This window comes from Dyadobacter ginsengisoli DSM 21015, from assembly GCF_059568735.1.
This window is the reverse complement of record NZ_JCANTY010000004.1, coordinates 670240-684485: the sequence shown is the minus strand read 5'-3', so window position 1 is coordinate 684485 and position 14246 is coordinate 670240. Positions and strand designations below refer to the sequence as shown.

Below are 14246 nucleotides of genomic sequence, written 5' to 3'. Positions count from 1 at the left end.
TTATTTAACTAAAAACAATGACTCTCTAATCCTGTGGAATCAAAGAGTCATTGCCAGAGGTTTAGGCATTGCCACCACGCATAGCGGTAAGCATGTTGCCGTAAATGCCGTTGAGCGAAGAAATGTTACTGGTAAGTCGAGACATTTCATTCTTAAACACCTGTGACTCTTTGGTCGCGTCAGCCATGTTTTCCATAGCCGCCGTCAGGTTACCATAGAATGCGTTCATTGCCTTAAGGTGTTTGGTGGTGTCCTGAAGTTCCAGTTCATAAACTGCATTCAATGCACCCATATTTTTGGTGATCTGCTGGAATTGGTCGCGGTACGATTGGGCATCCTTGGTAGCATCGGCCATAGAACTCATCGCATTGATGGCTACGCCATAGGATTTGTTCATATCATTGATCGCAGTTGAAGCACTTTTAACGTTTTTCGCGTAATCATTAGTAGCCACAGTAGCGTCAGTCAGGTCGCTGATTTTGCCAACAGTTTCTGAAAGGTTTCTGAATCCTTTGCCCAGGCTGTCGAAAACTTCAGGTGAAATCTTAGCATTATCCAGCATGTTATCCAGTTTCGCTGTAATGTTGCTGCTTTGTCCGCTGCCGCGTGTGATGGCTGGCCCCGAGTAGTCATCGGCAAGCTCAGGATAAACCCGCGTCCAGTCTGGATCTTTATCAGTGGATTGGGTTAATGTTTGCAATGCGTAGAGCAAAAAGATGAGAACCTCGGTTCCAAGACCCGCTGTCAGAAGGGGGCCGCCGAAATCCCAGTGTTGAATTTTTGCCAAAGCTCCTAAAATTACAACGGCAGCACCGGCACTATATATTGTTGGTACTAGTTTATCCCAAAAAAAATTAGGTCCGCTATTCTTAGCCATACGAATTGAAATCGGTTACAGTGAAAAATTATAAGTAGTAAAGTGTTAGATTGATTCGGGTAGAGACCGTAAAAAAGAAGCAGAGTATAGACGCTGCTTCTTTTGAGGTGAAAGTATTTTTAGCGACGACGGGCACGTGCTCCACCGCGATCGTTGACGTTGTCCATTACACAACGGAAGCCAATAAAAGCGCGGGTTTCAGTTTCGTATTCAAAAGTCCGGGTGCCGGTTTGCAAGTAATAAGCGATATCTTTCCAAGAACCTCCTTTAACCACTTTTCGGGGTTCATCCGGACTGTCGTACCGCGGGTTCATATCCCATACGATCGCTGTCGCGTTATCGGTGTATGCGTCTGATGTCCACTCCGCTACGTTTCCAGCCATATTGTAAAGGCCGAAATCGTTAGGATTATATGCATTGGCAGGGCCGGTATAAGGATAGCCGTCTGCATCGTAGTTTCCGCGTTGCGGTTTGAAATTAGCTAAGAAACACCCTTTGGCATTCATAGTATAAGGGTTTCCCCATGGATATTTAGCAACGGCACGTCCACCTCTTGCAGCCCATTCCCATTCAGCCTCTGTCGGCAAACGGAAGCCTGTCGAATTGAACTGACCTTCTTTATTCTGAAAATCGTGGAGCAGGTTAGTACGCCATTTCGAAAAGTAGCTGGCTGCAACCCAGCTTACGCCGACCACAGGATAAGTGTCGAAACCGGGGTGTTGGTAGTAATATTCTACGAAGGGATCACCGTTTGAGTATGCAAAGTCTTTTTTCCAGACAGTTGTATCGGGATAGTATTTAGACATAATTTCCTCCTCGCCCAATACAGACACAGAATCAACAAGCAATGCGTTGACAAACTGGCGGTATTCATTATTAGTGATCTCGGTGTCATCCATGAAAAATGAACTGATGGTCACTCTGCGGTTCATATTGTTCATGGAGGAAGCGATATCTTCATCAGCCTGGCCCATTACAAAAGAACCTGAGGGGATTACAACCATTCCGGCAGGAGTGGTCTGTTTGAATCCTTTACGGGCAGTCGCGGTAATTTCGCCGTTTGAAATACCGCTTTCCTCTTTTCCTCCTTTGCCAAACTTGCTCTTGATGAAACCGCAACTTTGCATCAGCATCAGCGCGGCTACCAAAAGCAGGCTTTTGACTCCATCCCGATAGAACACTTTCACATTCATAGTGGTTTTGTAAATTTTGAATAATAAAATGCTAGCCTAAAAACGTCAACGAATGATATCTAGTATACTTGAAATAAAACAAAATGTGAACACCTGCCGGGACGAATGACAGCAGATTTTGCTGCTGAAACCGCTGTGAATCAATTACTAAATCAGGCGTTTATCGACTTAACGTAAGAATAATGCAATTGGTATGGAAGTCGAACATTTTACAAATATAAATCAAAGTTTCGCAAACTGATTCACAAGAGTTACCAACTGGTTCGCAAAAAGCGTCGATTTGACATTGAATTCTTGGAATTTTAATAATTTAGTGATAATATATTAATATTATTTGAGGCGTATTGTGCTCATCAGAAGCGGAACCGGGGAGTGCGGATGATCGATTTTTTGCCTAATTTCGGAGAAGGCAGAGCGTATGACAACATCACCTCGAAAGATGAGGGCGCTTTTGACTTATCGCCACCTATCACCAGGTCATAGGCGCCTGACAAACGGAGGGATTGGTCCGGTAACAGATAAACTCCGCCCATAATGATGAAATAAGTATCTTGCTGACGATACGTTCCGCCGATCCAATATCTCTTATTATAGGTTACCGTGGCCCCGCCTTCAACAGATACGGTGCTGATATCAGATTTGACGAGAACAATGGGTTGGATATCCAGCAGATAACCAAGTTCGATATTCACACCTGCATTGAAGTACAATGTTCTCGGGAGCGGGTTGGTACCTGCTTCGGATCCCAACTGATACTTGGGTTTCAGGAAATGATTTAGAGATACTCCTGCATAAAATGTTTCGTTTTCAAATCGCGCGCCGACAGAAAAATCAGGGTTTATTTCAGAAACCGTACCGGTTTGTATCAATGGATCATCGGGATCACGGGCGCGTAGTTTACCATAGTCTATTGCCTGACGGAACAAACCTGCGCTTGCTCCTACCTGAAATTTCCCGCCGGCCACCGGAATGTGGTAGGCAGCCGAGATTTTGAAATCCTGGTCTGTTCTTGGACCGCTTTTGTCATTCAGCGCGTAAAATCCAACCCCGAAATTCTTGAAAGGCATACTGAACGAGAATAGCTGGGTCGAAAGTGCACCACCCGTATCATCGAGATTATTGCCCTGGTAGCCAGCATATTGAGTCCTGTGCGTCAACTGGAATTTCGTGAGACCATCCGCACCTGCGGCAGCAGGATTCAGATAAAGCTGATTCAGAGAAAAAAGGCTGAACTGAGCGTCTTTTTGAGCGATAGCGCAAAAGGGAGAAAGAAGCAAAAAGACAACTAGCCGGATATATCTGTTACTTCGAAAGGTAAAGGTCAAAGTCATGCCGCTGGAATGGATTTAAGGAACACGCTGATATGCTTTCGGATTTAGATTCATAACGCATATTGCTTAAAAAAATTGACATAAACATCAAAAAGCCCTGGATTTTTTCCAGGGCTTTTGAGCATATAAACCGGCTTTACTATACATTGTTGGCTTTTCTGATATACAGGTCAAGTGCACCTGTCATCGAAGGGGCATTAGGCAATGGAGCCTGAATATCGACCATGAGACCTGCATCTTCTACCGCCTTTGCGGTCGTTGATCCGAATGCGGCGATTCGGGTATCGTTCTGCTGAAAGTCAGGGAAGTTCTCAAACAGAGATTTTATACCTGACGGGCTGAAAAATGCAATGATATCATAATATACATCTTCCAGGTCCGAAAGGTCGGAAGATACCGTCTGATACATCGTGGCCTCTACGAAATGAAACTCTTCGGTATCCGCGAATTCAGGGATGTCGTTCTTTCTGACGTCTGAGCAGGGATACAGGAACTTCTCTTTCTTGTGCTTGCGCATTAGTTCGATCAATTCCGCGGCTGTTTTAGTACCTGTAAAGATCTTTCTTTTGCGGATCACGATGTATTTCTGAAGGTAGTTGGCAGTTTGCTCGGAAATACAGAAGTATTTCATGGTAGCAGGAACCTCGATCCGGCCTTCATTACAAATGCGGAAGAAATGGTCAATGGCATTACGGCTGGTGAAGATCACGGCCGTGTGATCCAGAATGTTGATTTTTTGTTTGCGGAAGTCTTTGTACGAGACTCCTTCAATGTGTATGAATGGCCTGAAATCAACTTTGATATTATACTTTCTGGCTAATTCATAGTAAGGTGAATTCTCGTCGGCTGGTCGGGATTGACTTACTAAAAGACTGGTTACTTTTTTTAGTCTGTCCTGATCAAAATTGATGGTATCACTCATGTATAATCCTCATTAGTTTATTCCCGTTTCATCTGTGCTGACTACAAAGCAAACTTCATACTCACGATTAGCGGAATCATTTCAATGACACAAAGGTAAGAAAATAAATAGAGATTAATCAACGAGCCCGTAGGCTTGGCTACAAGATAAAGTCCGAAAAAACGGGCCAGGTAAAAAACCAGAAATGGCAAAAGCAGGTAAGGCCGACTTACCTCAAGCCAGTTGATATGATTGAAATTCAGTGCGAAGATAACCATGAAGATCAATGCGTAGAAGAGGTAAGATGATTGTACTATTTTAATAAAAATAATATCGACCTGTTTGTCCAGATTCAGCATGTTGCCTGCCAGGACCATAAAGACGTATTTCGCGTAGATGAGTAAAAAGAAGATGACGGTGAGTACACAGAAATCGCCGAGTATTTGTAATGTGTTCGCTTTTTCAGACAAGATCGTGCTGACTGAAAACAAATTGAGCCTGTTCACGGAAAAGTAGATCACTGTGAAACCCATCATCATCGAACTGATGACAACGAGAAAGATCACCGTGTTGCTATAAGGCTTGTTGATTTTCGATAACTGGTCGCGGGGGTCGTTGTTGAAAAATTCGATTGGATTTATCAAACGTATGAAGGAAAGCGGGTTGAGATTGAAAATCCATGCATTTAGGATCAGGATAAGCAGCAACGTAATACCCGCAAAGTTGCCAAATGGCGAAAATGATATCGGTTTGATGTTGATGATACTGGACCGGGCGGTTGTGGAGCGGCCTATTTCATTCTGTTTTTTTTTGTTACAAATTAGTACTGTTTTATCATCAATACCGGCGCTGCCGTAAATCGTAAGCAATAATTCGTCTTTGCGATACACCTTGTACAGGCTATCCAGATTTAGTTGCTGCCATTGCCCGGGTGCGATTCTGTTCTGCAATGCGCCTTCAAGAAACAGGTAGCTTTCATTCCCGGCCTGGATTAGTAACGAATATCTTCTGTTTTTAACGAGATCGATGTACAGGCTGGCAAACCGGGTGCCTTCATTGACGCCCTGCGAGAACGGGACATAGTTTTTGTACTGCTCATTGTATACGAGCCAGTCGTCCTGGTAGTTGTAAACGGGGAAGAACTGCTCTGGCGGTGAAACTTTCGCAGCACCAAACGCAGATACTCCGAACAAGTTTACTGCTGCTAAGAAAGCCCAAAAAGAAGCTGAGAGGATGGACTTCATCGGTACAAAAAAGGGCGGGGTTACCCCAGCCCTCTTATCATCTATTTGTTCAGACAATGCATTATTTCTTTCCGAGCGCAAGGAGCATTGTTTCTCCAATGAGCGCAGGTGATTCAGCAACGAAGATACCGGATTCCTTCATGATCCTGATTTTTGCTTCCGCGGTATCGTCAGCACCGCCGATGATAGCACCAGCGTGACCCATACGACGTCCTTTCGGAGCAGTTTGTCCGGCGATAAAACCTACCACCGGTTTTTTGTTGCCCGTGGATTTTATGTAATTGGCTGCATCGGCTTCCATGCTTCCGCCGATCTCGCCGATCATTACGATCGCCTCAGTTTCATCGTCGTTCATCAACAGTTCAACCGCTTCTTTGGTGGTAGTACCGATGATAGGGTCGCCACCGATACCGATTGCAGTTGTTTGGCCCAATCCGGCGCGTGTTAACTGATCTACCGCTTCGTAAGTAAGTGTTCCGGATTTTGAAACCAGACCGATCGTTCCTTTTTTGAAGATAAAACCAGGCATGATACCTACTTTACACTCTTCAGCGGTGATAACACCCGGACAGTTAGGGCCGATCAGGCGGCAGTTCTTATTCTTGATATATTCTTTTGCCTGCATCATGTCCTTGGTAGGAATCCCTTCGGTGATACAGACGATAACGCCGATACCAGCATCAGCAGCCTCCATGATTGCGTCAGCAGCGAAAGCCGGTGGAACAAAGATGATGGCAACGTCTGCACCGGTAGCGCGCACGGCAAGGTCAACAGTATTAAAAACAGGTCTTTCCAAATGAGAAAGCCCACCTTTGCCAGGTGTAACACCACCTACGACATTCGTACCGTATTCAATCATTTGCTGGGCGTGGAACGAGCCCTCCGAACCGGTAAATCCCTGAACTATAATCTTGGAGTTTTTATTAACTAAAACGCTCATGTTGGTAAATCAGTTTTTTCGGTAAAAGTAGGACGAAAAGCACGAAGTAGCAAAATGTAGGTAGAATTTGTAAATTGCTTTTTTGACAACATGGCGGCTGTTTATGAACATATTTCTGAATCCACATATATTTTCCAACCTCGTTTTAGCGATCACCAGTTTATTTGTCTTCTTCCGGTATTTCAGACAGCAACCTGTTTTGGTCAGGTGGCTCTGGGGCATATTCTTTGTTAGTATTTCACTTGTAGCCTTGGCTGATCTGTTGCGTTATGCGGGCGTAGAAAGTGTGGGAGAGGTCCAGGAGTTGTTGACTGCGGGGGAAATGACACTCGGCGCGATGTGCCTGGTCACGGCGTCCTGGTGCCTGATCATGCGTTACAATAGCGGCCTGTACCTATTTGTCTCAACCATCGGACTAGGGGCACTTCTTTTCTACTGTATCACGTGGTTCAAGGTCGAATACGTAGGGTTGATCATCAAATCGTTTTGTATCCTGGTTACGTTGTTGATCTCGTGCGTGGGGCTGGCCAACAGACAGAAGAGTGCGCTATGGACTTTATTCTCGATGATGTTGCTCGCATTGTCGACGAAGTCGGGGAGGCTTCCACTTCCTATGGATCCCGTTGATATCAATCACTATATGATGGTTTTATCGGTTATATGCGTAGGTCGGGCCGTTCGGGACCAGTATAAGATTCTCTTTTAAGTTCAAACAATTGTTAATGCATTGCATTTTTCAGACCGCGTGTCGTAAATTGCACCGGTTAATTTTAAATAAACAAGTTTACTAATACTCAGAATATGAAAAGGACCAAGTATGGCGTAATGCTTCTTGCCTCTGTTTTGGCTTTCGGAGCAGTTACAATGAGCCCTGTTTCGGCTAAAACGTCACCTGCCAAAGAAGTGGCAAGCGATGTAAAGCAAGCTAAGACGATCGTGATCAAGGGAAGTGATGCAATGCAGTTCGACCTGAAAGAGATCAAAGTGAAGGCCGGTCAAAAAGTGAAACTGACGCTGACACACTCAGGTAAACTTGCGAAAGCCGCAATGGGCCACAACTGGGTGCTCCTGAAGGCGGGTACTGATGTAGCTGCATTCGGTTCGAAGGCCGCTGCTGCGAGAGAGACCGAATATATCCCTGCGTCAGAAAAGGCAAGCATCATCGCACATACCAAACTGGTAGGCGGAGGAGAAAGCGATACAATTGAATTTACAGCTCCTGCAAAAGGAACTTATACTTTCATTTGCAGCTTCCCAGGCCACTACGCGCTGATGAAAGGTAGCTTCATCGTTGAATAAGCGAAACTGAGCTTTAAATATAAAACGGGGCCGGATTATCCGGCCCCGTTTCTGTTTCTATATATCGGCCAACTGCTTTTCTATCAAATCGACGACTTCCGGCCGATCCCATTGTGACGCGCCGATTTCCTGGGCCAGGATCTTTCCCTTATATATGATGTAGGTCCTCGGGATTGCATTGCCGTCCAGCATCGACGGGTAAGGTCCGGCGTATTGATAAAAAGGGAGATCATAGCCCTTCCGGGCGATAAATGGGTTTACAGTTGCCGCATCCTCGTCAGAAATAATGTAGAATGCGATTTTGTTGTGGTTCTTGTATTTGTTGTAAAGCGTCTGAATACCTGGCATTTCCATATTACACGGTCCGCACCAGGTAGCCCATACATTTACAAAAGCGATTTTGTCCTCGCTCATTGTCACCCGGTTGCCCGTCAAGTCCGTTAGCGGCAGATAAACGGATTCCTGTGCTGCCGGTATTTCCGAGACTACATTGTTTTCCTGCTCTGGTGATTTGAAAAACACAAAATAGACTGCCGCCCCTGCGACGAGCAGTAGTAAAGCAAGGGATATTTTTTTCGTGGTTGAAAACATAATTGGTGTAGTTCTGGTGAATGGATGTGGATGGGAACCATTCCAAAAATAGGGCTTTTCTTTTTTTGATGCTGACTCGGAATTTGAATACTTTTATACACTATTTAAAAAACATCGATTTGAGGAAAAGGTTTACATTCATGAGACTTCAATTTACTGGCATTTCATTTCTCCTTGCACTTTCCTTCTCTTGCCCCGCTTTCGCCCAACGTTCAGCTGCCGAGTACTTCGAAGACGGTAACACCAAAGCCGGTACGGGTGATTTCAACGGCGCAATGCAGGCGTACACCGCGGTTATTTCCATGAGTCCCGAGCATGCGCCCAGCTATTTCAACCGCGGGCTTGCCAAGGCCAACCTCAAAGATTACCGTGGTGCAATGCAGGATTACGATAAAGCCATCGAGCTGAATCCCAAGGAAGCACTTTATTACCAGAGCCGTGGCGTGAGCAAAAGTTTGCAGGAAGACTTCCGCTCGGCCATCGAAGATTACTCCAAATCCATCGAACTTAACCCGGAAGAGCCTAAGGCATACTACAATCGTGGCGTGAGTTATGCCAAATTGAGAAACCACAGAAATGCGCTCGTCGATTTGGACCACGCGTTGGCGTTGAATCCCGACGAGTTAGCAGCATTATATGCAAGAGGAAATTGCAAACAGGATTTGCAGGAATATGCGGGCAGCCTCGCCGATTTCACGCGTGTGATTGAGCTGAGCCCGAAACGCACGGGTGCTTACGCAGGCAGGGGGTTGGCAAAACTGGAACTGGGCGATTATCAGGGGGCTGCCGCCGATTTTACCCGTGCCATCGAGCTGAGTCCCAATGACAGCGAGTATTACAGCAACCGTGGATTTGCTAAAAATAAAGTAGATGATTTCCAGGGTGCTATCATTGATTTTGATAAAACCATCCAGCTCGATCCCGAAAATTACAATGCCTATTACGGTCGCGGATTTGCCAAAGGGAAACTGAACGACCCCCGCGGGGCTATCGCCGATTTGTCCAAAGCCATTGAAGTGAAAAATGCCTATACAGGTGATCCTAAAAAGAATGCTTTCACAGGTAAGATCAATAAGGAGAAGCTGGATGAGTTGCGTGATCATGTGCAGCTGAATGTGAAGATTGAAAACCTGACGAACGAGCGCGCGGAGGCATATTATGTACGCGCAATCGCGAAGTCGAAAGTAGGGGAACTGAAAGGTGCATTAGCCGACCTTACTACCGCTGTTGAGCTTAACCCCACCTATTCCAATGCCTATTTCTCACGCGCCATGATCCGTTCGGCATCGGGCGACCAAATGGGCGCGGTGCTGGATTTCACGAGCTCCATTAAACTGCGGTCGGATTATCCGGAAGCGTATTATCTGAGAGGAATCATCAAAAACAGCCTGGGCGAGGTCAACGATGGCTGCCTTGATCTGAGCAAGGCGGGTGAGCTGGGCTATCAGCACGCTTATAAGGTCATTGGGACTTATTGTAATTAGGCTTTTGGGGAAGAAAGGGAGGAATTGGAAGGACTGAGAAAAAAGAAATGTCAGCCTGAGCGAAGTCGAAGGCAGTCCATACGGTAAAACCGCATCATGCATGCGCTTCGACTGCGCTCAGCGTGACATTAAGCTTTCTTCAAATTTTCCGCCACCTTATCCCAGTTTACCACATCCCAGAATGCCTTAATGTAATCCGGACGTTTGTTTTGGTAATGGAGATAATATGCGTGCTCCCACACGTCGAGGCCCAGGATGGGCGTTCCTTTTAAATCGGAGACGTCCATTAGCGGGTTGTCCTGGTTGGGTGTCGAGCCTATTACCAGTTTTCCGCCTTTGGCAACAAGCCATGCCCAGCCTGAGCCGAAGCGGGTAGTGGCAGCCTTGCCGAATTCTTCTTTAAACTTATCGAATGAACCGAATTGACCGTTGATCGCATCGGCAACAGCGCCAGTCGGAGCAGCGCTTTTCTTTGGCCCCATTACTTCCCAGAAGAAAGTATGGTTCCAGTGCCCGCCACCATTGTTACGAATGGCCATCGGAGCTTTGCTGATCGACTTGATGATATCTTCGAGCGATTTTTTCTCCCATTCAGTTCCTTTTACGGCGTCGTTGAGGTTTTTTACATAAGCCGCGTGGTGCTTACCGTAATGGATCTCCATCGTCATTTTGTCTATGCTGGGCTCCAATGCGCCGAAGTCATAAGGAAGCGGTCCCTGCTTGAATGGAGCGGTTTCCGCCAGTATAGTGTTGGATAATCCTGCGGCCGGCGCTCCGGCAATCGATTGCTCAGCCAATGCGCCAACAGTGAGTGCGCTGCCAGCGAGTGTCCGCAAAAAATCTGTTCTATTCATAATAGTACATTAAGTGTTTAGTGTTAATCGTAAACCACCCGGCTTACAATGCTGCGACCGAGTGTGATCTCGTCCGCATATTCCAGGTCTCCGCCAATGGGGATACCCCTTGCAATTGTACTTATCTTGACGCCCGTGGCTTTCAACTTTTTTTGCAGGTAAAAAGCGGTGGTGTCACCTTCCATGGTAGGGCTCAGTGCCAATATTACTTCCTGAACCGCCTCTTGGCCTTCCTGCTCACCTGCGATTCTCGACATTAATGAATCGATTTCCAGATCCGACGGACCGATGCCCTCCAGCGGTGAAATAATACCTCCCAGTACATGGTACAGGCCACGGTACTGATTCGTAGATTCGATGGCCAGTACGTCTCGGGTGTCCACTACGACGCAAATGGTCGTCTGGTCGCGTTTATTACTGCTGCAAATATTACAGAGCACATCGTCGGCAATATTATGGCAGCGGGTGCAATAGGTGGTTTTGGTACGCATGTTCAGCAACGCATCGGACAGTGAGCGCGTTTGCTCCTCATCTCTTTTCAGCAAATGCAGTGCCAGACGTAATGCGGTTTTTTTGCCTATTCCCGGCAGACGGGAAATTTCGGCAACGGCTTCCTCAATAAGACGTGAGGGATAATTCATGAGAAGATGCTGAGTGATGGGTTTGAGAGGATATCAAAACCCGTTTGTTGATGCTGGCAGTGCGAGAGACGGCTCAATGGACCTCGGCTGAAATGCCCCTCCGGCATATTTCGTTGCGCATCCCGGCCAGCTCTTCGAAAGATCCTTCTTTAACGGAGCATTTGCCTTTATAATGGATAATGATCGTGCATTGTTCGGCTTGTTCGCTCGTGTGGCCGCAAACTTCGACCAGCGTATCGATCACCCAATCGAAGGTATTCACGTCGTCATTGTAGATTACCAACTTTTTAATGTCGGTATCTACGGTTTCTTCCAGAATTTCCAGCTCTGTATCTGTGAGCGCTTGCATAACAACCAAATTTCTGTTTGATTAGCAAATCTAATTAAAAATGGAGACTATCCGAAGCTTTTAAGCGCCTTTTAATCCACTCCTGAATCCTCAAATACCCACTTTAATGAACCCTTACATCTCCCTGCTGATACTGGTAGTTTACTTCGGAATGCTCATCACAGTGTCCATTTATACATCCAGGGGCGCGGATACGAACACCTTTTTTACCGCCAACCGGCAGTCGCCCTGGTATCTGGTGGCGTTCGGTATGATCGGTACTTCGTTATCGGGTGTCACGTTCGTTTCGGTTCCCGGGGCGGTGGCGAGTATCCAGTTTTCCTACTTCCAGGTGGTGATCGGGTATATTCTCGGATACTTTGTGATAGGTACGGTGCTGATGCCGCTCTATTACCGGTTGAATCTGATTTCGATCTACTCTTACCTCGAACAGCGTTTCGGTTTCTGGTCGTATAAAACGGGTTCGGGTTTTTTCCTGCTCTCGCGCACAGTGGGCTCTGCGGTGCGCCTGTATGTGGCCGCACAGGTTTTGCAGCTTGCCTTGTTCAAGCCGCTCGGCATTCCGTTCGAGGTAGCGGTGGCGATCACGATATTCCTCATCTGGATTTATACATTCAAAGGCGGGGTCAAAACGATCATCGTAACGGATACACTGCAAACCTTTTTCCTTATTACAGCGGTCATTCTGACGATCATACTTGTTTCTAAGGAACTGAATCTGAATGGAATTGGTGATATCTGGACCAGCGTTCAGAAAAGCGGATACTCGAAGATCTTTTACTGGGAAACCAATGATCCCAAAAACTTCTTCAAGCAGTTTTTTGCCGGCGTGTTCATCGCTATTGTGATGACAGGGCTCGATCAGGACTTAATGCAGAAAAACCTGACCTGCAAAAACATCGGCGAAGCGCAAAAAAATATGTTCTGGTTTGTGGTGGTGCTGGTGATTGTTAACTTCCTTTTTCTGTCGCTGGGTGCGCTGCTTTACGTATATGCTGAGGCGCAAGGCATACCCGTGACAGCTAAAACGGATGATTTCTATCCCATGCTCGCATTGAATCATCTGGGACTGGTAGTAGGCATTACATTCCTTTTGGGTATTACCGCCGCTACTTACGCCAGCTCGGATTCGGCCCTTACCGCGTTGACAACCGCATTCTGTATCGATTTCATGAATATCGAAAAGCGGCCGGAGGAAAAGCGTTCATCGATCAAGTTTTGGGTGCACGTAGGTTTCTCGGTGGTTTTCTACCTGGTAATCCTAATCTTCAACCGGATGAACAGCAAAGAGGTAATTACGGCAGTATTTGATCTGGCTGGTTATACTTACGGGCCGCTGCTCGGGCTGTTTTCCTTTGGTGCCTTCCTGAAACGACCTGTTAAGGACCGGTTCGTTCCTTTTGTCTGCGTCCTGGCTCCCATTCTGACCTATATCATCAACGATCACTCGGCTGAATGGTTCAATGGATATAAATTTGGCTTTGAGAGGCTCATAATCAATGGGTTGATTACTTTCCTCGGGCTGTGGTTGCTGCACGACCGTGCCGGAAAACGTTACGTGCCACAGGTATAAGCAGGCGGCAGATTCCTGGAAATATTTTAATATTCAAAAGCCTGGGAAACGGTTACACATTTCCCAGGCTTTTTCTTGCATATATCCAAAATAATATTAACTTTCTGATAAAATCAGGCGTGTCTTTCATGCCACCTGATGGATGTTTTGTTGAAAGATGGAGTTCGGTTATTTATTTAACAAACTAAACTTTTGCAATATGAAAACACTGTCAGTCATTATGTTGGCACTTGTATTATGTGTTTCGTGCAAGGATAAAGCCAAAGACGAGGAGGCCACCCGCCAGGCCAATCTCGAGAAGGAGAAGCTAGCGATCAAAGCAGTTATAGAAAACGAAACGAAGTCTTTTTTCGCCAGGGATTTCAATGCGTGGAAATCGAACTATGCCCAAACCGATTATGCATTCCAGGCTTGGAGCAATGATGATGGGACCTTCGATTCCAACGTGGGTTGGGCAGATATCAACAAGCAGGTTGGGAAATATATCAACGATAATCCCGAACCTGTATCCAGCCACCCAATTGTGGAACGCAAGAACATGATCTTCAAATTTTACGATGATGATGTGGCTTATCTTACCTGGGATCAGTTCAATAGCGATAAATCGGAGAAGAACTTCCATCACAGCAAGGAAGTGAGGCTGCTTGAAAAGATCAACGGGGAATGGAAGATCGTTTGCGTGTCGGCATTCTGGGATTACCGGCACCCGATACCTGCAAGCAGGCTACCGATGATTCAGAAAATAGCGAATGAAAGCAGAGGAAAAATTTAGGCCCATGCAACCTTTAAGGCGTTCGCTTTCAAATAAAAACGTTCGGTTCTGAACAGAACCATATAAACGGAAAACGTGTAAAAAATGGCTGTAAAAATGTTTTTATTTGGGTGATATTCAGTGTTTTGAATATCGGATGTGCCAGACGAAAGTTTATAGTAACCGGGTTTGGCACATCCTTTTTTTATGTAGGTACA

15 protein-coding genes are annotated in these 14246 nt (G+C 46.0%); 5 read left to right on the top strand and 10 right to left on the bottom strand.

What is annotated here, in order from left to right; genetic code table 11:
• Window positions 1-61: 61 nt before the first annotated feature.
• From porL to sucD, 6 genes are all read right to left on the bottom strand, one after another.
• Complete coding sequence (gene porL / locus BP71_RS18000; protein WP_496381657.1) at window positions 62-877, bottom strand: type IX secretion system motor protein PorL/GldL; 816 nt, start codon at window positions 875-877, stop codon at window positions 62-64.
• 119 nt (window positions 878-996) lie between these two features.
• Window positions 997-2070, bottom strand: coding sequence for a T9SS ring complex lipoprotein PorK/GldK (gene porK / locus BP71_RS17995; protein ID WP_496381655.1), 1074 nt, complete (start codon window positions 2068-2070; stop codon window positions 997-999).
• Window positions 2071-2423: 353 nt separating this feature from the next.
• Entirely contained in the window at window positions 2424-3401 is a 978-nt protein-coding gene (locus BP71_RS17990; RefSeq protein WP_496381653.1) for a PorP/SprF family type IX secretion system membrane protein, read from the bottom strand.
• Between the two features lie 139 nt (window positions 3402-3540).
• Window positions 3541-4323, bottom strand: a complete 783-nt coding sequence (locus tag BP71_RS17985; protein WP_496381651.1) for a uroporphyrinogen-III synthase — start codon at window positions 4321-4323, stop codon at window positions 3541-3543.
• A gap of 41 nt (window positions 4324-4364) precedes the next feature.
• Window positions 4365-5546 carry a DUF4271 domain-containing protein gene (locus tag BP71_RS17980; protein ID WP_496381649.1) on the bottom strand — a complete coding sequence of 394 codons (1182 nt, stop codon included), beginning with the start codon at window positions 5544-5546 and terminating at the stop codon, window positions 4365-4367.
• A 61-nt stretch (window positions 5547-5607) separates the two neighbouring features.
• Window positions 5608-6486, bottom strand: coding sequence for a succinate--CoA ligase subunit alpha (gene sucD / locus BP71_RS17975; protein WP_250769337.1), 879 nt, complete (start codon window positions 6484-6486; stop codon window positions 5608-5610).
• Window positions 6487-6589: 103 nt separating this feature from the next.
• Between sucD and BP71_RS17970 the strand changes: the two genes are divergently transcribed.
• On the top strand, window positions 6590-7192 hold the full coding sequence (locus tag BP71_RS17970) for a hypothetical protein (RefSeq protein WP_496381647.1): 603 nt from the start codon (window positions 6590-6592) through the stop codon (window positions 7190-7192).
• 95 nt (window positions 7193-7287) lie between these two features.
• Entirely contained in the window at window positions 7288-7785 is a 498-nt protein-coding gene (gene azu, locus BP71_RS17965) for an azurin (RefSeq protein WP_496381645.1), read from the top strand.
• 57 nt (window positions 7786-7842) lie between these two features.
• Here the strand turns inward: azu and BP71_RS17960 are convergent, their stop codons facing one another.
• On the bottom strand, window positions 7843-8376 hold the full coding sequence (locus tag BP71_RS17960; protein WP_496381643.1) for a TlpA family protein disulfide reductase: 534 nt from the start codon (window positions 8374-8376) through the stop codon (window positions 7843-7845).
• A gap of 140 nt (window positions 8377-8516) precedes the next feature.
• On the opposite strand from BP71_RS17960, the gene BP71_RS17955 reads away from it, so the two are divergent.
• Entirely contained in the window at window positions 8517-9860 is a 1344-nt protein-coding gene (locus BP71_RS17955) for a tetratricopeptide repeat protein (RefSeq protein WP_496381641.1), read from the top strand.
• 128 nt (window positions 9861-9988) lie between these two features.
• Here BP71_RS17955 and BP71_RS17950 read toward each other — a convergent pair whose 3' ends face one another.
• The 3 genes from BP71_RS17950 to BP71_RS17940 form a co-directional block, all read right to left on the bottom strand.
• A complete protein-coding gene (locus BP71_RS17950; protein ID WP_496381639.1) occupies window positions 9989-10714 on the bottom strand; it encodes a superoxide dismutase in 726 nt (241 codons plus the stop codon).
• A 23-nt stretch (window positions 10715-10737) separates the two neighbouring features.
• Entirely contained in the window at window positions 10738-11355 is a 618-nt protein-coding gene (gene recR / locus BP71_RS17945) for a recombination mediator RecR (RefSeq protein ID WP_496381637.1), read from the bottom strand.
• A 73-nt stretch (window positions 11356-11428) separates the two neighbouring features.
• Window positions 11429-11704, bottom strand: a complete 276-nt coding sequence (locus tag BP71_RS17940) for an ATP-dependent Clp protease adaptor ClpS (RefSeq protein WP_496381635.1) — start codon at window positions 11702-11704, stop codon at window positions 11429-11431.
• Between the two features lie 106 nt (window positions 11705-11810).
• Between BP71_RS17940 and BP71_RS17935 the strand changes: the two genes are divergently transcribed.
• A complete protein-coding gene (locus BP71_RS17935; RefSeq protein WP_496381633.1) occupies window positions 11811-13277 on the top strand; it encodes a sodium:solute symporter in 1467 nt (488 codons plus the stop codon).
• Window positions 13278-13476: 199 nt separating this feature from the next.
• On the top strand, window positions 13477-14049 hold the full coding sequence (locus BP71_RS17930; RefSeq protein ID WP_496381631.1) for a hypothetical protein: 573 nt from the start codon (window positions 13477-13479) through the stop codon (window positions 14047-14049).
• Window positions 14050-14246: the final 197 nt, after the last annotated feature.

Excerpts from the sequence above, each read along its gene's own strand:
- porL (WP_496381657.1), bottom strand. The coding sequence starts at position 877 with ATGGCTAAGAATAGCGGACCTAATTTTTTTTGGGATAAACTAGTACCA.
- BP71_RS17950 (WP_496381639.1), bottom strand. The coding sequence starts at position 10,714 with ATGAATAGAACAGATTTTTTGCGGACACTCGCTGGCAGCGCACTCACT.
- BP71_RS17970 (WP_496381647.1), top strand. The coding sequence starts at position 6,590 with ATGAACATATTTCTGAATCCACATATATTTTCCAACCTCGTTTTAGCG.
- BP71_RS17940 (WP_496381635.1), bottom strand. The coding sequence starts at position 11,704 with ATGCAAGCGCTCACAGATACAGAGCTGGAAATTCTGGAAGAAACCGTA.
- BP71_RS17960 (WP_496381643.1), bottom strand. The coding sequence starts at position 8,376 with ATGTTTTCAACCACGAAAAAAATATCCCTTGCTTTACTACTGCTCGTC.
- azu (WP_496381645.1), top strand. The coding sequence starts at position 7,288 with ATGAAAAGGACCAAGTATGGCGTAATGCTTCTTGCCTCTGTTTTGGCT.
- BP71_RS17980 (WP_496381649.1), bottom strand. The coding sequence starts at position 5,546 with ATGAAGTCCATCCTCTCAGCTTCTTTTTGGGCTTTCTTAGCAGCAGTA.
- BP71_RS17985 (WP_496381651.1), bottom strand. The coding sequence starts at position 4,323 with ATGAGTGATACCATCAATTTTGATCAGGACAGACTAAAAAAAGTAACC.
- sucD (WP_250769337.1), bottom strand. The coding sequence starts at position 6,486 with ATGAGCGTTTTAGTTAATAAAAACTCCAAGATTATAGTTCAGGGATTT.
- BP71_RS17990 (WP_496381653.1), bottom strand. The coding sequence starts at position 3,401 with ATGACTTTGACCTTTACCTTTCGAAGTAACAGATATATCCGGCTAGTT.
- BP71_RS17930 (WP_496381631.1), top strand. The coding sequence starts at position 13,477 with ATGAAAACACTGTCAGTCATTATGTTGGCACTTGTATTATGTGTTTCG.
- BP71_RS17955 (WP_496381641.1), top strand. The coding sequence starts at position 8,517 with ATGAGACTTCAATTTACTGGCATTTCATTTCTCCTTGCACTTTCCTTC.
- porK (WP_496381655.1), bottom strand. The coding sequence starts at position 2,070 with ATGAATGTGAAAGTGTTCTATCGGGATGGAGTCAAAAGCCTGCTTTTG.
- BP71_RS17935 (WP_496381633.1), top strand. The coding sequence starts at position 11,811 with ATGAACCCTTACATCTCCCTGCTGATACTGGTAGTTTACTTCGGAATG.
- recR (WP_496381637.1), bottom strand. The coding sequence starts at position 11,355 with ATGAATTATCCCTCACGTCTTATTGAGGAAGCCGTTGCCGAAATTTCC.